This window comes from Rhizobium sp. 18055 (assembly GCF_902706285.1).
Lineage (GTDB): Bacteria > Pseudomonadota > Alphaproteobacteria > Rhizobiales > Rhizobiaceae > Rhizobium.
Map to the genome: position 1 here is coordinate 216,634 of NZ_CACSKD010000008.1, position 21,279 is coordinate 237,912.

The window sequence follows — 21,279 nt, forward strand, 5'->3', positions numbered from 1 at the left end:
ATCGCGTCAGGTCGCGGCATTCAGTTCCTGGTGTACGAGGCTCACCCAATAGGCGGCGCCGAGAACAAGAATGTCGTCGTTGAAATCATAGTCCGGCATGTGGTTGTTCTTGAAGCTGGGCCCTTTGCCGTTGCCGATCATCACGTTGCAGCCGGGGCGCTTCTCCAGCATGTAGGCGATATCGTCTGCCGCATTGATCGGCGGGCTGTCGCCATCGACATTGCCGCTGCCGACCAGAGCGGCAATCGCCGCGATCGCCGTGTCGGTCTCGCGCGGTGCATTGATGACCGGCGGGTATCCCTGCACATAGTCGACCACGGCGGAGCAATCTGACATCGCGGCGCAGTGTTGCGCGATCTCGCGCAGGCGCTTTTCGAGAAGAGCACGGACCTCCGGCTTGTGGCAGCGGCTCGTTCCCGTGACCTGAATTTCGGCCGGAATGACATTATGGCTCGTGCCGGCCCGGATGATGCCGATGCTCAGCACAGCCGAATCCAACGCCGGTACGTTGCGGGCTATGATCGACTGCAGCCCGAGAATGAAATGCGCGAGCGGGATCGTGGTATCCGTCGATTTTTCCGGCGCCCCACCGTGGCCACCCGTTCCCTTGAACGTGACGGTCCAACTGTCCGCACATGCCAATTGCGGGCCTTTGCGCGTGATGAACTTGCCCACTTCCAAGCCCGGCTTGTTGTGCAGCGAATAGACCGCGTCGCTTGGAAAACGCTCGAACAGCCCTTCGTCGATCATACGCTTGCCACCTGCCCCGCCCTCTTCGGCCGGCTGGAAGATACAGTGTACTGTGCCCGCGAAATCCGGATTTTCCTTCAGGTAGCGAGCAGCGCCGAGAAGCATGGTCGTATGCCCGTCATGACCGCATCCATGCATCTTGCCGGGGATTGTAGAGCGATGCCCGAACGTATTGGTTTCGTCCATGTTGAGTGCATCCATGTCGGCACGCAGGGCAATTGCCCGCTGCCCCGGCCTGCTCCCCTTGATCGTCGCAACGACGCCGGTGCCTGCGATTGTGCCTTCGGCTTGGATCCCCCAGGCGGAGAGCTTTTCCATCACCAATGCGGAGGTACGAAACTCCTCGTAGCTGGTTTCTGGATGCATGTGGATATCATGGCGCAGAGCTTTCAACTCACCTTCGTAGACCTTGAGGCCCGCCATCACCGCGTTCTTGTCCATTTGATCGATCCTCTCTCGCTATTCCCGCCTGCCCATTCGTTGACCATCAAGAAGCAGCGCACAACGAAACGGCACTAGACAGAATTCTAACGGTATTCTACTGGTATTCCACAAGCCAGCGCTTTTTTGATCGGTCGGTTGGGAGAATTACATTGATCTATTTCGTCAAAAGCGGCATCGCCGCCGCCTTGCTTGTCAGCGTCGCCGCCGCCGGCTCTAGCGCCGCTGCTGCTGCAGACAAAGTGACCTTCCAGCTGGACTGGACGCCGGGCGGCATTTCGGCGGCCTGGTATCTCGGGTTGGAAAAGGGCTGCTTCAGCGACGAGGGAATCGATCTGACAATCAACCGCGGCTATGGGGCAGCCGATGCGGTAACGAAGATCGGCACGGGCGTTGCCGATTTCGGGATTACCGACTTGAGCACGATCATCGCCAGCATCGGCAATTCCAATGTGCCTGTGATAGCGATCATGCCTGTTGTCTCGGACTCGCCTGCCGGTATCGCCGTCATGGACAGCAGTCCCATCAGGACCCTGAAGGATCTCGAAGGCCACAGCATCGCTTCGTCCAACGGCAATGCCGCCATGCAAACCCTGCCGCTTGGCATGGAGCTGGCGGGCGCAGATATTTCCAAGGTCAAGATCATCACATCCGACCCTTCGACGCTCAACGGCCTGCTTCTGCAGGGGCAGGCGGATTCGCTGGCAAGCTATGTCACCTCGGTCGTCGGCATCCAGGCCGTTGCATCGAAGGCAGGGAAGAAAGTGCGCTCAATCAGCTACGGGGAAGAACTCGGCATCTACAATGCTTCTGTCTTCACCTCCACCAAGCTGTTGGCGGACAAGCCGGACCTCGTGGCCCGTTTTGTTGCGGCGTCCAAGTGCACTTACGATCTTGCCCTGGCAAATCCGGATGGCGCGATTGATGCGATGGTGGCACGCGTGGAAGGCATGCAGAAGTCGAGCCAGGTGGAGATCGTACCATTCTCCTTCGGGTTTGCCTTTAACAGTGCGACGTTCAAGAAGAACGGCTATGCGTGGGACATGGCGCGGGTCCAACACAACATCGATGTCGTCACCAGGATGCAGCCGCTGGCCCAGAAACCCACTGCTGAAAAGGTTGCCTACGTCGTCAAGCCATAGGCAGCAGCATACTGATGCGCCGAGCAGGATGAGACAAGCCAACGGCTGGCCACCGTTGCAGGCGTGCTTTCGGCGACCATCATCGCCGCGACGACAACCGATGTCCGCAATTTCGACAATGACAGAGACCATGCTGCTTGGCTTGCTCTCACACCCAAACCGCATTCCACCGGCGGCAAACGGAAAATGGGACGGATTTCCAAGAGGGGAAACCAATACATCCGGCGATTGCCATATCTGGGCGCGATGGCGCAGATCATGGTCAAGCATAGTTGGCTCGGAAATTTGAACAGCCGGGATAAATCAGCAGACCGCAAAACCTGCTCCGACGAAGCGCAGTGCTCGGCAGAGAGACGCCGTCACGATCGTCGCATGGTCCTCGTCATGGCCGACCTCGAAACCGACATTCGCTTGGTCGCCAAAGGCCATGCCGACTTCGTGTGAGATCTCACGGGCATTGTCGATCATCCGCCTGACCTTGCGGACCTCATGATATTGGTCGCTGAAATTCTCGCTTCGCTGCCAGGGCGCAAGTTCCTGCTCCCAACGTCCAACGGCCGTATAGAGGCGGATCGGCCGCGCAATGCGCTGTGCCGACGCCAGCGTCCGCAATAGACCGGACCTGTCCCACCAGACCGAAGGACTGAAGCTGATATAGCTGTTGAACATGTCAGGGTGTTGCGCCAGCAGATCAAGCACGAAATAGCCGGCAAGCGAATGGCCGAGAAGAACACGACAGTCCGGATCGGCATTCAGCCATGACTGGATGTGTGGCAGCAACTGATTGCCGAGGAACCGGATATAGGCCGCCTGGCCGCCCCACCCGTCCCTCGCCTTGTCCGGAAATACGCTTGCGTCCGCGGGGCCGCGCGTGAAATCCAGATGGCGGCGGTCGATATTGTATCCGTTTGTGTTGGGGTAGCCGATACCGACGACGATCGAAGGAACGATCCCGGTCGCTTTCGGACGCCGGGAAACACGCCGGACGGTCTCCGCGACGGTGATGAAATCCGAATTGGCATCGAGAACATAAATGACAGGAAAGCCAGAAGCGGGCCGCTCGGTCTCCGGGACATAGACGAAGATTTCGTAATCCAGCCCCGTTTCCGATGACCGCAACGCAAACCGCTGACAGCCCGGCATGGCCAGCGATTGCGGAATCGACATCCCCGATACGTCCTCGGAGATGTCGCTGCGTGGCTGGAGGGGCACTGGTGTCTTTCCTTTGGCTTCGTCACGCATGAAGGGTCGCGCCTCCATCGACGTAGATGTCAGCCATGGTGATATGCGCTGCTTTCTCCGACAGCAGGAAGAGGACCGAATTGGCGATATCCTCCGGGGTCGCAAGCTTGCGAAGCGGAATGCCGGTCTTGAAATTTTCCAGAGAGCCTTCGATCACGCGCTCCCCGCCGCTTTTATCGCTCCACATACCCGTCTGCATCGATGTCAGCGTCGAGCCGGGCGCAACGATATTGCAGCGAATACCATGCTCGGCCAGTTCCAGGCCGAGGCAGCGGGTGAACATCGTCGCTGCTGCCTTCGAGGCGGCGTAGGCCGCCATATTCTTGCGCGGAATCCCGGCGGCATTGGAACTCACCGTGACAATGCTGCCTTTGCGACGCGGCACCATATGACGCGCCAGCGCGCGCGAGACATGAAGCACACCTGTCGAATTGACCGCAAATACCCGCTCCCATTCCGCATCGCTTGTTTCCAGAACCGTCGCCGTTGAAAGCACACCAGCGATATTGACGCCAAGGTCGATGCCACCCGATCGCGCCGCGATCTCGTCTATCACGCGGTTCACCTCGGCGCTCGTCGTCACGTCGAGCGAGCAAGCCCAGAGATCGTCGCATGCAAGCTCCGCCAGCCTGTCCACCGAAACGTCGGTCGCAAAAACTCTTGCACCCTCGCGCAAAAGCGCCTTGGCCACGGCAAGACCGATCCCGCCGGCAGCCCCCGTCAGGAACGCTGTCATTCCTTCGAACTCATTCACAACGCGTCTCCCAATTCCTCATGCATGTCATAATCAAGAAGCGCCGCCTTCAAGGTTGGCGCTATATGGGACGTTGCCTCCGCCCCGGTCATATGCGCATGAACGAAGGGGACATTGCGAATATCGAGCGAACCGACGTATGGCATCCAGCTCTCCGGCCGAAGGCTGCGCCCGTCATCCGCATGATCGTTGGCCGCCCTGAAATGCAGAACCGGACCATCGTAGAGGCGATGATGGTGGGCGCGCACGTAGCGATTGTTGAGGGCAACCACGCGGACCATACCGTCCAGGGCCGCCGGCGGCAGCTTGGCGAGAGGACTGCCGCTTTCAGCCAGAAAGGTCATCACTGCGTCGCGGGTCAGCGGCAGGTCTGGCAGCGCATCAGGATCATGCCCGCCGATTGCAAGCAGCGCCTTGAGTTCGGCGCCCGGTCCCGGATCTGGCTCGTTGCGCCAGTTGTCGCAGGGATAGGCATCCAGCATGGCGGTGATGCCGACCCGATGGCCCATCTCCTTCAGCTGTATCGCCACGGCATGGGCGAGAATGCCGCCGACCGACCAGCCGACAAGATGGATCGTCTCTCCGGCAGCGATGAACGCGATGCGCCGCGCGTAGTCGAGTGCCATCTCCGCAAGACTTTGCGGCGCCTCCGCATCCCGATCGAGCGCCTGCGCCTGAACGCCCCAGGCGGGACGGTCGGCACCGAGCGCCCGGGCAAGCCCGTTGTAGCACCAGGAAAGTCCGCCGGCCGGGTGAAGCATGAAGATTGGGGATTTTCCAGCATCTGCAGTGTTGAGTTTGATGATCGGCTGCAATCCTGCACCCGCAGTTGTTGGTCCGCGATCGAGATACTGGGCAAATCTGCCGATGGTCGAATGTTCGAACAGGACGCCGATACCCGGCTCATGGCCGCTGATTTCGCGCAGGTGCAGCATCAGTTCCACCGCCAGAAGCGAATGCCCGCCGAGATCGAAGAAATCGTCATCGACCTGAAACGGCTCGCGCGCCTGCAGGACCCGCTGGAATAACATGGCGATCAGCTTTTCGCTTTCCGTTGCCGGCGCCCTTCCCCGGCCGCCGGCGAAAACGGGCTCCGGTAGGCGTTTGCGGTCGAGTTTGCCGCTGCCATTCACCGGCAGCGCATCGACGACGACAATCGCAGACGGCAGCATGTAATCGGGCACCAGGCGTCCGGCACGTGCGAGAATATCTGCCTCAACCCCATCACCTGCCTTCCCGTTCTCAAGGGTCGCATAGGCGATGATACGCTTTTCTCCCGCCGGGTCTTCCCGCAGAACGACGACTGCCTGTGTCACCTCTGGATGCGAGAGGATCGCCGCTTCGATTTCTCCAAGTTCAATGCGCAAACCACGCAGCTTGATCTGATGATCGGAGCGCCCGAGATAGAGGATTGCGCCGTCGGCGCGAATGCGCGCGAGATCGCCGGTGCGATACATGCGTTTGCCTGGATGGAAAGGATCGGCGATGAAGCGCTCTGCCGTCAGCGCCGTCTGGCCGAGATATTCGCGGGCCAGTTGGACGCCGGCGAGATAAAGATGCCCCTCGACGCCGACGGGAACCGGCCGCATCTGCTCGTCGAGCACGTAGAGACGAGTGTTCCAAACCGGACGGCCGATCGGAACCGGGCGAGAGACATCATCAGGGCCTGCCGGCCAATAGCTGACATCGACCGCGGCCTCCGTCGGACCATAGAGATTGTGCAGCTCCGCCGTCACCCGTTCATGAAATCGGTCGCGCAGATCGACGGTGAGTTCCTCGCCGCTGCAGAAGACCCTTTTCATGGAAATATCCCGCGCGCTGGGTTCAGCCAGAAAGGCTGACAGCATGGACGGTACGAAGTGCGCCGTTGTGATCTTCTCGTCGCGGATCATCTGCGCCATCACTCTCGGGTCCCTGTGCGCCTCGGGCGGCGCAATCACCAGGCATCCACCGGAAAGGAAGGCCAGAAAGAATTCCCAAACCGAAACGTCGAACGTCATCGGCGTCTTTTGAAGAATGACATCGTCAGGGCCAAAACCGTAGTGCTGGCGCATCCATTCGAGCCGGTTGACGATCGCGGCATGCTCAACGACGACCCCCTTCGGCTCGCCGGTCGAACCGGACGTATAGATCACATAGGCGGCACTGTTGCCGTCGGTCTCCGCAAGGGCCGTGCGACGCGGCTCGACCGGCCATGCAGAAGGGGGAAAGGCCGGAACCGTGCCGGGTAGCTCCGCATGATGGGCGCCGAGGACAACCACTGGGCGCGAAGATGCAAGGATCCTCTCCAGCCGTTCTTTCGGATGGCTGAGATCCAACGGCATGTAGGCGGCGCCAGCGCGCAGGATCGCGATCAGTGCCACAACGAGATCCAGCGAGCGCGGCAGCGTCACGGCAACGATCGCATTCCGCTCGGCACCGCGCGCCATAAGCGCTTCGGCCAGCGCCGCCGTGCGGCGATCGAGATCGGCATAGGTAAGCGACATATTGCCGAAGCGCATAGCCTCCCTGCCGGCAAAGGACGAGAAGCTGTCTTCCAGCAGCTGCGATAACGTCCTGTCTGTAACCGGATGCGCCGTATCGTTCAGGCTTTCGAGCAGCCAGCAACGCTCCTCGTCGGTCACTGTCTCAACGTCGCGCAATGGCCGGTCTGCAAGGGCAGCCTCGATGGCGGCGCCAATGAAGGCTGTAAGGCGCGTGGCATGGCTCTCCGCCTCGCCCGCCTCGTAAAGGGTGGGATTGGTATCGACTGCGAGGCTGAAGCGCTGCGCCGCTGGGTCGCCGCGGAAACTGAACGTGATGTCGTCAACGGGGCCGGTCCCCAGAGGCACCAGCTTGGTCTCCACCTCGACAAGCCTTGGCGGCGCGTCGAAGGGCAACACGTTGACGAGCGGACCATAGAGCCGTCGCTGACCACCGACCAGGCCGAGGTCGCGGCGCATCTGTTCGCCGCGGTAGCGCCCATGGCGGCGGTCACCGGCGATGCGGCCGGCCGCCCGATTGAGCCACTCGACCAGCGTGGCATCCTCATCCACGTCAAGGCGCAGCGGCAAAATATTCATCAGCATCGTCGGGACGCGTGCCGCGGGCGAGCCGAACCGCCCCATGAAGGGGACGCCGATCACGACCTCATCGCGCCGGACGTGCCGGGCGACATAGGCAGCGGCCAGCGCCGTCAGGATGTCAGGCCAGGATAGTTTCGTTGCGCGGGCAAGCTGTATTAGACTGTCGCACATTTCCTGGGGAAGCTGGTTTTCGACATGCGTGTAGGACGTCGAGGTGCGCGCCAGCGCCGGTTTCATGCCGGTCACATCAGGCAGGTCCTGCAAGTTCTCGCGCCAGTAGGCTGCATCCCGATCGGCCCGCTCCGATCCTCGATAGGTGCTCTCCTCGCTGACAGCGACATCAAGAGGGGCGAGTTGTGCACCGAGCGGTTCGCCGGCGACCAGAGCATTGTAGATTTCAGCGATGCGTTGGATGACAAGTCCGGTCGCAAAGCCATCGGTCACGACGTGATGTATACGCTGGTACCAGACGAAACGGCCGCCGCCGAGTTGGTAGAGCACCTGGCGCGCGAGCGGCTCATTCGCCAAATCGAGCGGCGCGCGCATGTCGGCCTGCATCGCCGCAAGCGCATATCCTCTCGGATCAGCCTGGTTCGATAGATCCTCCACGCGCAGCAGTGGACGATTGCTTTCTGCAACGGTCTGCGCGTCCTTGCCGACGATGCGAACCGACAGGCTGTCGGCCTCGATCGCGACTTGACGCACCGCGCTCTTCAACGCCGAGACATCAAGCCTGCCTTCGATCTCGATATAGTGCCCGGTGTTGAAGACGGGATTGGATGGCTCGATGCTTTGCGCGAACCAGATGCCGGCCTGCGCCTGTGTCAGTGGAAAAGCGCATGCCTGCTGGCCCGCCGCCGCCGTCGCTCTTGGCCTCGCCACGATCATGCCTCCACGATGGCGTCCATGCGCCGCTTGGCGAACTGCCACCATCCGGCGAGTGTCGGGCCTGTGGCCAGTTCCGAGAAGTCGAGTTGTACGCCGCGCTCCTGCCAGAGCAGCACGAGGTTCATGGCCCGCATCGAGTCCAGCCCGAGATCCATCAGATTGTCATCGGCGCCGATCTCGTCCGGATCGATATGGATCATCGCCGCGATGTCACGGCGCATGAGGTCGAGGCTGAGAGGCTTCGTCATGCGGCCGCCCTCGCCTCGATCGTGGAAACGAGAGAACCGACAGTCAAGGGAATGCCGCACGTCGCCGCGACATAGTTCAATGCCATGTCGTGCCGCTCCCGCGAGAAATCGGCCACTGCGTCAGCCGCCAAGAAAGGCTTGATATCGCGCTGGAATGCCTCGCCCGCCGTCATCAGGCAGCCGATATGCGCGTAGATCCCGCTGATGACGATCTGGTCGCGGCCGCGCACCTGCATCAGATGAGCAAGGTTGCTCATCTGGAACGCGCTGTAGCGGTGCTTGACGAGCACGATATCCTCACCCGCCGGACGCAGAGGATCGATGATCGGCTGATGCTCCGGCGCGCCGGTCATGCCCGGCCCCCAGAGATCGGCCTGCAGGCCGCGGTCGCGACGATCCTGACCGCCGTTCTGCGCCGTGTAGAAAACCGGCATGCCCGCCGCGGCGGCCGCGGCTTTGAGGCGCGCAATGTTGGCAATGACAGGGGTAATCGGCGAAGCGTTCCGCTCGAAGGCGGCGACGAAGTAGTTCTGCATATCGTGGATCAATAGCGCGGCGCGGCCGGGATCGAAGGCCCATTTTGCGCGCGCAGCAGGAATTTCGGTAGCGGAGGGAAGTTCGTAATTTGCTATCTTCGGTAGCCCCATCTCAGGCCTCCATCGGTATTGTCTTCAGAAATTGTTGGCGCAACTGCTGGCGAAGCACCTTGCGGCTGACTTTGCCCACGGCGGTCGTCTCGAAGGCATCGACGAAGACGATCTGATCGGGGACCTTGAACTCGGCCAGGCCGCGGCCACGTACGAAACTCCTGAGTGCCGCCGTCTTCGGCTTCTCTCCCCGCGGTATGACGAAAGCGCAGCTTCGTTCGCCGAGATACGGATCGGGGATCGACACCACGGCAGCATCGAAGACCGCGGGGTGCGCCAGGAGATGATCTTCGATTTCCTCGGCCGAGACCTTCTCGCCGGCGCGGTTGATATGATCGCCCGCTCGTCCCCGCACCACGAGATAGCCTTCCGCGGTGCGCGACACGATATCGCCGGTGCGATAATAGCCATCCTGTGTAAAGGCGCGGGCGTTTGCGGCGTCGTCGTTGTGATAGCCCCGAATGGTATAGGGTCCACGCGTCAGAAGCAGTCCCGGCTCGCCGTCCATGACAGGTTCACCTTGATCGTCAACGATCAGCACCTCATCGTCCGGGCTGATCGGACGGCCTTGGGTGTTGACGATAATGTCCTGCGGATCGTCCAGCCGCGTATAGTTCACAAGCCCCTCAGCCATACCGAAGACCTGCTGCAGGGTGCAGCCCAGCGTCTCGCGGACGCGGCTGGCAGCCTCCGGCGTGAATTTCGCACCACCGACAAGCAGGACGTCGAGAGTCGATATGTCATGCACCGATGCCGATGCTGCCTGCATCCACAAGAGCGCCAACGGCGGAACGACGCCCGTTATCGTAACGCGGTGCTTTTCGATCAGGGCGAAGGCAGTTTCGGCACTTGGGGACGGACACATGACGATCCGGCTGCCGGCATAAAGCGCGCCGAAGACGCCGGGCGAGCTCATCGGAAAATTATGTGCGACCGGTAGCGCAGCCATGAAAACACTTTCCTCATCGAGGCCGCAGATATCGGCGCTTGCACGGAAACTGTAGACATAGTCGTCATGGGTGCGCGGAATGAGCTTGGAAAGACCGGTGCTACCGCCCGATATCTGCAGGAAAGCGATCGAGGACGGCGAAGGCGGCTGCGGAAGCTGTACGAGGGCCTGCGGCAGGTGGTCGAGTGCATCGAACTCCTCCGCCTCGCCGATCACCACAATGGTGCGAAGGCCGGCGGCCCTCGCCTTTACCTCACGAGCAAGCACGCGATAGTCGAAATCGCCATCCTTTGCGACGACCACATAGGCGCTCGCCTCCGCTTTCTCGACGAAATGCGAAATCTCCGTGATGCGGTGGGCGGGCAGCGCGAAAACCGGAATGAGATTCGCACGAAACAGTCCGAAAACGACGGATAGGAATTCCGGGACATTGGGCAACTGCACGACGACGCGCTCGCCCGGATGAAGCCCGAGCGAGAGGAAACGGGCGGCGCTTTCATTGACCCGTCGCAGCAGTTCGGCATAGGTCCACTGCTGCTCGCCGCCGATGACGGCAATATGGTCCGGAATCTCACGGGCACGTTGCTCGAGAAAGCCGAACATGGTCTCCCCGCGCCAATACCCTTTTTCACGGTAGCGGGCTGCATATTCTTGCGGCCAGACTTGCTTCAATTCCAGCATGACGGACCTCACACGCCGAACTTGCTGCCGTCGATGCCGAAGGCATCCAGCATCGCACGAAACTTGGCGGACGTTTCGGCCAGTTCGCCCTCCGGCGTCGATCCCGGCACAATACCGGCGCCGGCGTAAAGCCGTGCCTGATCGCCATCGACTTCAGCGCAGCGGATCGACACATACCAGCGCCCGTCCCCGGCTGAATCACACCAGCCGACCGCACCGGCATAGAATTCGCGGCTGTGTTGTTCGAGGCTGACGATCTGGTCGTGGGCAAGCCTGCGTGGCAGACCACAAACGGCGGGTGTCGGATGCAGCAGCGCCGCAAAATAGACCGACGACAGAGAAGCGTCCTTCAGCCGGCCGACGATGCGCGTGCCGAGATGCCACATGCTGGCTGTCGCCCGCAACCCGGTGCCATCAGGCGTCGAAAGGTCAATGCAATATGGTGCCAGCACGTCCAGAATGGACTCGACCACCATCTCATGTTCGCGACGATCCTTTTCAGAGCCAAGCAGGGCGTTGGCCGCATCGCGATCCTGCTGCGCATCCTTATGACGGCGGGCCGACCCTGCAAGCGGATGTGAAGCAATATGCCCGCCCCTCTTCTCGAGCAGAAGTTCCGGCGTCGCGCCGATCAGGCTGCGCGGGCGATGCGTGCGAACCGGCAGTGGAGTGGCGAACACCGTGACGCTCTCGTCGACGGAAAGCCTGCGCATCAGGTCGGTCACGGCAAAATCCCGGTTCGCCGTGACTTTCAAGCTGCGCGACAAGACGACCTTGCGCAAGGCCGCGCCGGGCGTGTTCAACAGGTCGAGGGCCGCACCAACGGCATCGGCGAAGTCGGCGGGGGCAGGATATGGATCGACCGACAGGATCTTGGCTGCCGCGGATCGCAACGGTGCACGGTCGCCCAATCCCGGAATAGCGGCGATGTCGTGCTTTCCCTGCACACGCAACACGCGCTCGGGCTGGATGAGATGACCTGTCTCGGACGAATCAAACGGCAGGGCGCCCACCAGGACATCGGGGCCCTCGGTTTGCTTGTCGAAGAATTCAGCGATGCGGTCTGCGAGATTGCAAAGAGGCCCATTATCAAGTGTGCCGGTCTGCCCGAGTGCGAGCATCGTCTCTCCCGCCGTCTTGAGGACAAAGGGAATAGGACGGGCGAGCGCGGTCTCCGGCTGCTTGTCCTCATCGATCCAGATCAAGGGATGTGCCATGTTGCTCTCCAGTCTTTGTCGTGGATTCGGGATATCTGTTTCTATGCTCAGCGCGCCTTGGCGATTTTCAGTTGGTCCAGTAGGTTCCGGTGAGCGGCACCGCCATGAAGCCGTTGAGCGTTTGCCGCGCCGCTTCGATGTCGAGGTCCGCAAATAGCTGCGGGTGGGTCCATTTGGCGATCAGTTCGAGCGCCAGCAGGTCGAGGGGTGAGTTGAAGATCTGTTGCGACAGGCCGTGAACGGTTCCTTTTTCGACGGCGGGAAGCGCAGAAAAGCCGGTTCGGGCGAGTAGCTGCGCCATCGAGTCATGAGTCTCTTCGGCGCTGTAGCGCGGCCCGATGAGAAGGCCGCCACGGCTTGCCATGTATTCACCGCCGGTGGCGATATAGACGTCCGGCTTCGAGGCAATGGCATATTCGAGGCTGATTTGGCCGAACGGCCTGCCGACGAGAACGTCACCGATGTTGCGCGCATCCACGAAGTCGATGAATTTGCCGACGTTGCCGGTGCCCGGAGAGTTGCAGCACGGCTCTTGCGTGGATGCGTGTGTTTCCATGAAGACCGCAGGCTTGTTGGATGGATTGGCGCCGGCAATCCGCTCGGCGATCAAGCTCTTCTGCTGCTTGCGGAACGATATGACCTTGGCTGCGGCGGCTTCCCGACCGATAATCCTGCCCAGAATCGCGAGGCTCTGATCCGAATTTGCGGCCGGATCGACGACGAAATCGATGAACACGACCGGAATCCCTGCCTGATGGAGCTGCTCGATTTGCTGTTCGGCCGGATGCGAATAAAGCGACAGAACCACTAGGTCGGGCTTTGCAGCCATGACCTGCTCGACAAGCATGTCCTGGGCGTTGCTCGTTGACTTCGGCAGGGTCTCAATCGCCGGAAATTTCTGCTGATAGGTGGCATAGAGTTCGCGGCCGAAGCGATCGACATCGTGCGGCCAGGCCGCGATCAGGCGGACCGGATCGTCGGTGAGAAAGGAGAGCGCCAAAATCAGGCGGCCGTCATCGACCAGCAGGCGGCTGGCAGGCTTTTCCAAGGTGACCGTGCGCCCCTTGAGGTCATTGATGATGATGTCGGCGTGCGCGAACTGCGGCAGCGCCAGTGCGATTAGCAATGAGGCGATCGCAGCGATCGGCTTGCAGGCAATGGAATGTGTCTTGGTGCTGAGTTTGGTGTTGGGCATTGCATCTATTCCAGTGTCGGGACTTCTACGGTCGATGCGAGCGGTGCGCTCTTCAGGATCGCCGACGAACCAGGGTCATGCCGTCGCCGAGCGGCAGCATCGACATATCGACGCGCTCGTCGTCGCGGATCTTCAGATTGAGATTGCGTAGCGCCACGGTTTCGACGCTGTGGTCTTGCGGATCGGCAACCGAGCGACCCCAGAACATGTTGTCAAAGCAGATGAGCCCGCCCGGCCGCGTCAGGCGCAGGCTGTACTCGTAATAGGCGTCATAGTTTTCCTTGTCGGCATCGATATAGGTGAAATCGAACGTCGCCTCACCTTCCTCGGCCAGAAGGCGCTTCAGGGATGCAACGGCATCGCCGAGCTTCAGCGCTATGCGGTCCGCGACGCCAGCCTCTTGCCAATAGCGGCGGGCGATCGCCGTCCATTCCTCGCTGGCATCCAGCGCGACGAGGCGCCCGCCGGGCGGTACCGCCAGCGCCATCGCGAGAGCGCTGTATCCGGTATAGGTGCCGATCTCCAGCACCCGGCTTGCACCGAGCGTCTTCATGAGGAACGTGAGCAGCTGGCCGGCGGGCGGCGAAGTCACCATGTTGCCGTCGGGCAGCGCCAGGGTCTGCACATCGATCTGACGTGTCCCGAATTCGACCGCGTATTGCCGTATCTGGATATCCGTCACGTGTTTCATCACTGATCCTTTTCCCGTGCGCGCCCGTCACCACTTGTAGGTGGCGGTGGCCATGACTGTCCGGCCGGTGCCGTAGAAGCACTGGTTGGCCGAAGCGCAGGCGGAGACGAATTCTTTGTTGAACAGATTTGTCGCGTTGACCGCCAATTCGAAGCCCTTGAACTGCGGATCGTAATTACCGAGGTCGTAGTGGATGGCCGCATCGAAGAGCGTGTAGGACGGCACCTTCATCGCTTCAGTATTGGCGGCATCGCCATTCGTCGAGCCCATGTAGCGGACGCCGACCCCGAAGCCGAGCCCGGCCAACGCGCCGGAATCGATCGTGTAGTCGCCCCACAGGCTCGCCATGTGTTCGGGTGCACCCGCCGGCGTTTTTCCGACGGTGTTTGCAACATTGCTCTTCGTCACCTCGACATCGGCATAGGTATAGGCGGCGCTGAGACTGAGATTGTCAGTGACCGCAAATTTCGCGCCAAGTTCAATGCCGCGCGAGCGAACTTCGCCTGTCTGCGTTTGGCAAACAGTCGAACTGCAGCCGGTCAGCGTCGTGTTGGTGCTCGTGTGTTGCAAGTCTGTCGTCAGCACATCCTGCTGCGTGAGGTCATAGAGTGCGACGGTGAAAATTGCGTCGTAGTTGGCAGGCTGATACTTCACGCCGACTTCATACTGCTGGCCGGTCGTCGGCTTGAATGTCGTACCGCCGTAACCGGTTCCCATAGCGGGATCGAAGGAGGTGGCATAACTCGCATAAGGCGCGACACCATTGTCGAACTGGTAGAGAAGGCCTGCCTTCCATGTGAAGGCGCTATCCTGCGTGTCGGAATTGGTCGCTGCGCCTGTGGCAAGGGTTGTCGTCGTGCTGTCGATCGAGGACCAGTCACGACGGCCGGCGAGCACGAACGCCCAGTTGTCGAGCTTCATCTGATCTTGAACATATACGCCGGTCTGATGGCGGACTTGATCCTGTCGTCCGGTCATCTTGATGGTCGGCGCGCTCTCGTACACCGGATTGAGATAATTGATATAGGTGACCGCGCCGTTGCCATAGGTCGAAGTGGCGTCGAGCTGCTGGTAGTCGAGGCCCATCAGGACCTTGTGCTCGAGCGGCCCGGTATCGAAATCAGCCTCCGCCTGGTTGTCGACCGCAAGGGCATTGAATTGTTCGATGTAATGCGTCGATTGGCGGCCGAGGCATAGATAGGCGACGCCGCCGCAGCTTGCAGCCGCGGCCCATGCGCTTCCTCCAGCGGGAACGGAATAGGCCTCGAACTCACTGCTGCTGTGCATGAAGCGCAGGTTCTGCCGCAGCGTCCAGACATCGTTCAGATGACGCTCGAATTCATATCCGAGCGTAGCCTGGGTGCGGGAGAAGGAATTGTAGTTTGGATTGCCGCTGAAGAAATCGGATGGGATCTGGCCGTTGGGGTTCGTCTGCAAGGTTCCCAGAGCCGGCATCCAGTTGGTGAGTGCTGCGTTCGGGTCGCGCGTATAGCTCGCCTTCACCGTCAATGTCGTGTCGGCATCCGGCGACCAGGTCACCGATGGCGCCAGCGCCAAGCGCTCGCTGTCGGAATTGTCGAAGCCGAGATCGTAGAGACGACCGACGCCGGTCAGCCGATAGAGGAACTGCCCTTCCTGATCGATCGGCCCCGTGAAATCGAAGCCGGTTTCGGCGCGTCCGTTGTTGCCAACACGCGTAAATACCTCATGGGAAGCCTCAGCCTCGGGCTTCTTGCTGACGAGATTGACCAGACCGCCGGGATTTCCGGAACCGTAAAGAACGGAGGCCGGACCTCGCATGATTTCGATGCTGTCTATCAGGTAGGGATCGACCGACGGGACATTGTAATTGATGCCGGTTGGCAGCCTCAAGCCGTCCCAATAGTGGACGTAGTTCGCATTCGGGCCGAAGCCGCCGAAGCCGCGGATGAAGACGCTGTCGAAGCGATCTCCGGGCCGTGAGCCGGTGGTAATCCCTGGCTCATAGCGAAGCGCCGAAGATATGCTGGTCGCCCCCTGCTTTGTGAACTGCGCACTTGTCACCACCGACACGGACTGAGGCGTTTCGGCGATGAGCGTATCGGTCTTGGTGCCGGCACGAGCATGCTTGGTGATCGGCCCTTCATTCCTCATGCCATTGGATGTCAGCGTGATCTTCTTCAGGACAGTCGGGTCCTGATCATCGGCCGACGCGATCGATATGGTCGCAAAAAGGCTCGCCGTTCCCGCCAGCAATCCTGCAAGAGCCTGTCTGTAAAGCATTCGTTTCCCTTGACTGCACCGCGTGCGAACTCTTTTGGCGAGCTAGATGATCGAAAGATCCGCCACAAAGATGATTGTATTTGTCATGTTTGTTGTTATATGGATTTACGAACGGAAGGCCACTGCAAACTCGTTTGAGAAAACGCCATTTTTGTTTGTGTTACGGCGCGCGGCGCCCGCGCCAAGGTATGGGAATAACCACTGGATGAGCTCTCTGGTCAAAGCGCACGAATTCTTCGGGCAGATGCAGACCGAAAATCAGACGTTTCGCCTGCTCAACTCGAATATCGGCGCGGGTGATACGGTCTTGCACGGGACTTTCAGCAAGACGACCATCAGAAACGGTCTGACGGCTCACTATTCTGACGTCACCAACCTTTGCGATCTCCACACCGAAGCCGAATCCGCACCGCATTTGGGAATCAAGCTGTTTTTCCAAGGCGGCGTGAGCGCCAGTATCGGCAACCAGGATATTCCGATGCCGCATCGGCTCGAAAACTCCGACCACTGGATTCCGTCTGCCACCCTGTTCTACCAGCAGGAACAGGAGTTGTTCCGGCGCCGCGCGACCGTCGGCGATCGTTTGCGCAAACTCACGATCAAAATTTTCCCGGAATGGCTGGAGTCGGGGGACGTCTTCGGCGACGCCGGCGCGCACAGCCTGAAGCTCTTCACCTCGACAAGGCTGGCGGCGCGCTCCTGGCGCCCGAGCGCGCAACTCGTGGCATTGGCCACGCAGGCAATCAAACCGCCCCCTCTCGAACCCTACCTGAAACGCCTTTACATGGAGAGCCGCGCGCTCGGCATTATTGCCGAGGCCTTTTCCCTGCTAGTCGACAGACGCCCTACCCCTGCACTCGCCACCAGCCTGAGTGCCAGCGAGAACAAGCGGCTGCGACGTGCCGAGGAGTTGTTGAGAAACTGCGACAGCCCGCCTTCCCTCGATGAACTCGCCGTCGAAGCTGGCGTGAGCGTCAATACGCTGCAGCGGCTATTTCACGCTGCCCATGGCATGACGGTCTTCCATTACGTGCGCGCGCTGAAACTGGGACAGGCGAGAACGGCTCTCGAAAATGATGGAGTGACCATCGCGCAGGCCGCCTACCTCGCCGGCTATACCAGCCCCGCGAATTTCGCCACCGCATTCAAGAGGCTGCATGGATTTTCGCCCAGGGAAGCCCGATCACGTCGATGAGAGGCCTCACCAAATGTTTGATCCATCCGGCGCGACAGGCAATGGATGCGAGCCCAACGCGGCTGGGCACCCCATTCTCATCATGGATCAAGCAGGTTGGCATATGTCCAACACTCTTCTCGTTGCGGTAAACATCACCACCCTGCCCCTGCCGCCTAGATCACCCGAGCGCAATCCCGTCGAGAATACCTGGCAGTTCATGCGCCAAAACTGGCTATCGAACCGGGTCTTCACGTCCTACCACCACATCGTCGATCACTGCTGCCACGCTTGGACAACTCTACAAAATCAACCATGGAAGATCATGTCCATCGGGCGGCGGAAAGGCACGCATGGGTTCTGATCAATGAGGGTTGGTATCAGTGACTATTTCCCCCCAATCGTCCAAGCCCATAAAGGCGGCAATGAACCGCGGGCCGCTGTCCCTTCCAGCCGCATACAGCACAGACGGAAGGCGGCGCCGGCTTGGCCTTTCAGCCGCACTTCACGGCCTGATAAAACTCGCCGCCAAGCGCCTTGACCCTAGCTTCGCATAATGTATACATTATGTTGTTCGGTTAGGTTTGCTTCGAACGTCGAGCGGCCGACGACCGTGAATATTTTCACCCAAAGAGGGAATAGCGCTATGGCGATGGAGCTAGAAACGCGGACAATGCGGTCCCACATTCCTAATATTGATCTGGATACGCCTGAGATTCAGGAGATGCGGCTTGATCTTGCTGCAGCACTGCGCATGTGCGCGCACTTGGGTCTGCACGAGGGAATTGACAATCACTTTTCTGCGTTGCTTCCGGGTGAAAACAACCTCTTCCTGGTCAATCCATATGGATTGTCATTCAGCGAGGTAACGGCTTCTTCCCTCCTGATCTGCGACTTTGAAGGCAATGTCGTCAAGGGCGATGGGCAGCCTGAGGGAAGCGCCTTTTTCATCCATGCTCGAATTCACAAATTACTGCCACGCGCTCGCGTCGCGTTTCATACTCACATGCCCAATGCGACGGCATTGAGTATGCTTGACAGTGAGCCTTTCGATTGGTCCATCCAATCGTCGCTAAAATTCTATGGGCGCTTGGCCTTTGATACGAACTACAGCGGTCTGGCACTTGATGAACTCGAAGGCGACCGTATTGCCTTAAGCGTCGGCGACGCCGATGTCGTCTTTATGCAAAACCATGGTGTCATGGTCGTCGGGCCGACGATCGCTCAGGCCTGGGATGATCTCTATTTCCTTGAACGCGCCGCCGAAGTGCAAATCAAAGCGCTCAGCACCGGGCGTAAGACCAAGCCGGTCCGGCCTGAGATTGCACAAAAGGTTTTCGAGGAAGAGCACGCGGCCTTGCCCGCGACATCTAGAAGGCATCTCGACAGCGTTCATCGCATCCTGAGAAAGCGTGAGCCTGATTATGCGCAGTGAGGCTGCGCCCGTTGAATTTGTTTCTCCTTACGACCGAGTGGATTGAGTAACTATGGCACGCAATTATCGCATCTATGACGAAGCGCACGCTCGAGCCATCAAGCTGATGGAGAGCCATCCGTTTATTGACGGTCATAGCGATCTTCCGTTGGTAATAAGAACAGATCCGCAAGCGCGAGGCGACGTGGTTGCATATCGACTCGATCACGACCTTCCCGAACGCGACACGGATATCCCCAAGCTTCAACGGGGTTTGGTGGGCGGCCAGATTTGGGCTGCGTTTCCCGGCCTGGAACTGGGGCCGCCCTGGGCGATCACACTCGAGCAGATCGAGTTGATTGCGCAACTGCCGGAGAAGTATCCAGGCGCATTTTTGGCTGCTTACAAGTCGTCGGACATAGCTGTTGCTAAAAGCGAAGGGAAAATTGCTTCCATCATCGCGGTCGAAGGCGGCGTAGGCCTCGACAACCGGCCATCGTTGCTTGCGACATGGTACCGCCTTGGTGTGCGGTTGTTCACGCTTTGCCATAATGAGTCGTTGGATTGGGTTGATTCCGCGACTGATGAAGCAAAATCTGGCGGCCTGTCCGAGCTCGGCAAGGAGATTGTCCGGGAAGCAAACCGTCTCGGGATCATCGTGGATTGCGCGCATATTTCTGCTGATGCAATGCATCATGTCCTTGATACATCGTCGGCTCCCGTCGTCTTTTCACACTCAAACGCATTTTCGTTGACCGACCACCCCCGCAACGTTCCCGATGACGTGCTGGACCGGATCGCGGAGAATGGCGGAATGATAATGGCGACGTTCGTGCCCTACTTTCTCAGCCAGGCGTCGTGCGATTGGTACCGCGACGGCATTCACGATGAATATGGCAAAACGCCAAGTGTCTTGTTCGATCCCAATTGCGAAAACCCATCGCTGTTTTCCGATACCCCGGCAAACATGATTGCCGCGATGGAGGAGCAGAAAGGCACAAAATGGGTGTCTGGCGATCTCTTCGATCTCGTGGATCATATCGAATATCTTGCCGCGCGTATCGGCGTGGATCACCTCGGCATCGGGTCTGATTTCTACGGCGGCGCCGCCGCACCTGGAATGGAGACCGTCGAATGCTACCCCTTTATTTTCGCAGAGCTCATTCGACGCGGCTGGCAAGAGGATGATCTCATCAAGATCAGCTACCAGAATTTCGTCCGCGTGTTCGCGGCCGTAGAAGACGTCGCTTCGCGCTAGGAAAGCAACGTCCAAGCACGAATGTAAACACGTTATGTCAAGCTTCGAGTAAGGGCAGCGATGTCGAAATTTTGGTCGAATGACAATGCTTTTGCCAAGGCGGTGGAATTTCTCAATCGGGTCCCCCTGATAGACTGCCACAACGATCTACCAGTGGTCATACGCCGAGACAAAGATGCCCAGGGCGACGTGGCAAAATACGATCTGCGTGTCCATAAGGACAACCGCGATACCGATATTCCCAGCCTTCGCACCGGTTTGGTGGCTGCGCAAATCTGGGCAGCTTTTCCACCGCTCTCCCAAGGCCCCGGAATCCGCACCACTCTCGAGCAGATCGAGCTCATCCATCGCATCGCGGAGACCTATCCCGACGTTTTCCTTCCCGCTTTGACGGTGGCAGACATCGATGCGGCAAAGGCGCGCGGCAAGATCGCATCGTTTATTGCGGTGGAGGGGGGCGTGGGGCTTTCAGAGAGCTTAGAGCTATTAACTAGCTGGCATCGGTTGGGCGTCCGGCTCGTTACTCTGTGTCACAACGAGAGCTTAAGCTGGGTGGATTCAGCGACCGACGTTTCGATCAGCGGAGGCCTCTCGCCGTTTGGCGAGCAGGTGGTCCGGGAATGCAACAGGCTCGGTATTATTGTGGATTGCGCGCATGTCTCGCATGCAGGAATTCGCCGTGTCCTCGACGTGACGAAATCACCGATCGCGCTTTCGCATTCAAATGCTTTCGCACTCAGCGATCATCCGCGAAATGTCTCTGACGATATTCTTGATCGTATCCGATCGACAAGAAGCATGGTCATGGCCACCTTCGTGCCGGCTTTCATCAGCCAGGCCTCGCGGGATTGGCACAGGAAACTCCAGGACCAATACGGAAAGGGTCTGCCGACGAATACAAGCCGGCCCAGCCTGGCAAGCGGCGGTGACAGTGCTGCCGCAGTGATCGCGGCGCATGCGAAGGAAAGCGGAGATGCATGGGTTGCGGGAACGTTGCCTGAACTTGTGGATCATATCGAGTATATGGCCAACCGGGCTGGTGTGGAAGCGATTGGGATCGGCTCCGACTTTTACGGCGGCCCGACTCCAGAGGGGTTGGAGAATGTCGAATGCTTTCCGCACATATTCGCGGAGATGATCCGGCGGGGCTGGAGCTTTGACGCTCTGGCAAAGATTGCGTCCGAAAATTTCAAACGCCTGATGGCCGAGGTTCAGGACGGAGCGGGGCCGGTGCCCCGCTTGGCAGTGGATTAGACCGAAG

At 59.7% G+C, this 21,279-nt stretch carries 16 protein-coding genes and 2 pseudogenes; 7 read left to right on the top strand and 11 right to left on the bottom strand.

Going from position 1 to position 21,279, the window contains the following annotated elements; translation table 11 throughout:
* Positions 1-6: 6 nt before the first annotated feature.
* Positions 7-1,191 (bottom strand): M20 aminoacylase family protein, encoded by a 1,185-nt coding sequence (locus tag GVL52_RS16135; RefSeq protein ID WP_160008858.1) that lies wholly within the window; start codon positions 1,189-1,191, stop codon positions 7-9.
* 152 nt (positions 1,192-1,343) lie between these two features.
* Here GVL52_RS16135 and GVL52_RS16140 point away from each other — a divergent pair, with 152 nt between their 5' ends.
* The gene (locus tag GVL52_RS16140; RefSeq protein ID WP_160008860.1) at positions 1,344-2,333 is read left to right on the top strand and encodes an ABC transporter substrate-binding protein; all 990 of its coding nucleotides are present in this window, start codon (positions 1,344-1,346) and stop codon (positions 2,331-2,333) included.
* A 24-nt stretch (positions 2,334-2,357) separates the two neighbouring features.
* Positions 2,358-2,603: pseudogene (locus GVL52_RS16145) on the top strand (transposase); the annotation flags it as partial.
* A 33-nt stretch (positions 2,604-2,636) separates the two neighbouring features.
* Here the strand turns inward: GVL52_RS16145 and GVL52_RS16150 are convergent.
* The 10 genes from GVL52_RS16150 to GVL52_RS16195 all read right to left on the bottom strand — a co-directional run bounded on the left by GVL52_RS16150 (position 2,637) and on the right by GVL52_RS16195 (position 16,172).
* A complete protein-coding gene (locus GVL52_RS16150; protein WP_244619196.1) occupies positions 2,637-3,545 on the bottom strand; it encodes an alpha/beta hydrolase in 909 nt (302 codons plus the stop codon).
* 22 nt (positions 3,546-3,567) lie between these two features.
* A complete protein-coding gene (locus tag GVL52_RS16155; RefSeq protein ID WP_244619197.1) occupies positions 3,568-4,329 on the bottom strand; it encodes a 2,3-dihydro-2,3-dihydroxybenzoate dehydrogenase in 762 nt (253 codons plus the stop codon).
* Complete coding sequence (locus tag GVL52_RS16160; RefSeq protein ID WP_244619198.1) at positions 4,326-8,276, bottom strand: amino acid adenylation domain-containing protein; 3,951 nt, start codon at positions 8,274-8,276, stop codon at positions 4,326-4,328. The genes GVL52_RS16155 and GVL52_RS16160 overlap by 4 nt, the downstream gene beginning before the upstream one ends.
* A 2-nt stretch (positions 8,277-8,278) precedes the next feature.
* Positions 8,279-8,530, bottom strand: a complete 252-nt coding sequence (locus GVL52_RS16165) for a phosphopantetheine-binding protein (protein WP_160008866.1) — start codon at positions 8,528-8,530, stop codon at positions 8,279-8,281.
* Positions 8,527-9,177: an isochorismatase family protein gene (locus GVL52_RS16170; RefSeq protein ID WP_160008868.1), complete on the bottom strand. Its 651-nt coding sequence runs from the start codon at positions 9,175-9,177 to the stop codon at positions 8,527-8,529. Before GVL52_RS16170 ends, GVL52_RS16165 begins: the two co-directional genes overlap by 4 nt.
* A 1-nt stretch (position 9,178) precedes the next feature.
* Complete coding sequence (locus GVL52_RS16175; protein WP_244619199.1) at positions 9,179-10,729, bottom strand: (2,3-dihydroxybenzoyl)adenylate synthase; 1,551 nt, start codon at positions 10,727-10,729, stop codon at positions 9,179-9,181.
* Positions 10,730-10,815: 86 nt separating this feature from the next.
* A complete protein-coding gene (locus GVL52_RS16180; RefSeq protein ID WP_200847837.1) occupies positions 10,816-12,024 on the bottom strand; it encodes an isochorismate synthase MenF in 1,209 nt (402 codons plus the stop codon).
* A gap of 67 nt (positions 12,025-12,091) precedes the next feature.
* Positions 12,092-13,219, bottom strand: coding sequence for an ABC transporter substrate-binding protein (locus tag GVL52_RS16185; RefSeq protein ID WP_160008872.1), 1,128 nt, complete (start codon positions 13,217-13,219; stop codon positions 12,092-12,094).
* A gap of 52 nt (positions 13,220-13,271) precedes the next feature.
* Complete coding sequence (locus GVL52_RS16190; RefSeq protein ID WP_160008874.1) at positions 13,272-13,910, bottom strand: O-methyltransferase; 639 nt, start codon at positions 13,908-13,910, stop codon at positions 13,272-13,274.
* 27 nt (positions 13,911-13,937) lie between these two features.
* A complete protein-coding gene (locus GVL52_RS16195) occupies positions 13,938-16,172 on the bottom strand; it encodes a TonB-dependent siderophore receptor (protein ID WP_160008876.1) in 2,235 nt (744 codons plus the stop codon).
* Between the two features lie 46 nt (positions 16,173-16,218).
* Between GVL52_RS16195 and GVL52_RS16200 the strand changes: the two genes are divergently transcribed.
* The 5 genes and pseudogenes from GVL52_RS16200 to GVL52_RS16220 all read left to right on the top strand — a co-directional run bounded on the left by GVL52_RS16200 (position 16,219) and on the right by GVL52_RS16220 (position 21,272).
* A complete protein-coding gene (locus tag GVL52_RS16200) occupies positions 16,219-17,367 on the top strand; it encodes a helix-turn-helix domain-containing protein (RefSeq protein ID WP_244619200.1) in 1,149 nt (382 codons plus the stop codon).
* 67 nt (positions 17,368-17,434) lie between these two features.
* Positions 17,435-17,710: pseudogene (locus GVL52_RS16205) on the top strand (transposase); the annotation flags it as partial.
* Positions 17,711-17,992: 282 nt separating this feature from the next.
* Positions 17,993-18,781 carry an aldolase gene (locus GVL52_RS16210; RefSeq protein WP_160008880.1) on the top strand — a complete coding sequence of 263 codons (789 nt, stop codon included), beginning with the start codon at positions 17,993-17,995 and terminating at the stop codon, positions 18,779-18,781.
* A 52-nt stretch (positions 18,782-18,833) separates the two neighbouring features.
* Positions 18,834-20,018: a dipeptidase gene (locus GVL52_RS16215; RefSeq protein WP_160008882.1), complete on the top strand. Its 1,185-nt coding sequence runs from the start codon at positions 18,834-18,836 to the stop codon at positions 20,016-20,018.
* A gap of 60 nt (positions 20,019-20,078) precedes the next feature.
* The gene (locus GVL52_RS16220; RefSeq protein WP_160008884.1) at positions 20,079-21,272 is read left to right on the top strand and encodes a dipeptidase; all 1,194 of its coding nucleotides are present in this window, start codon (positions 20,079-20,081) and stop codon (positions 21,270-21,272) included.
* The last annotated feature ends 7 nt before the right edge of the window (positions 21,273-21,279 follow it).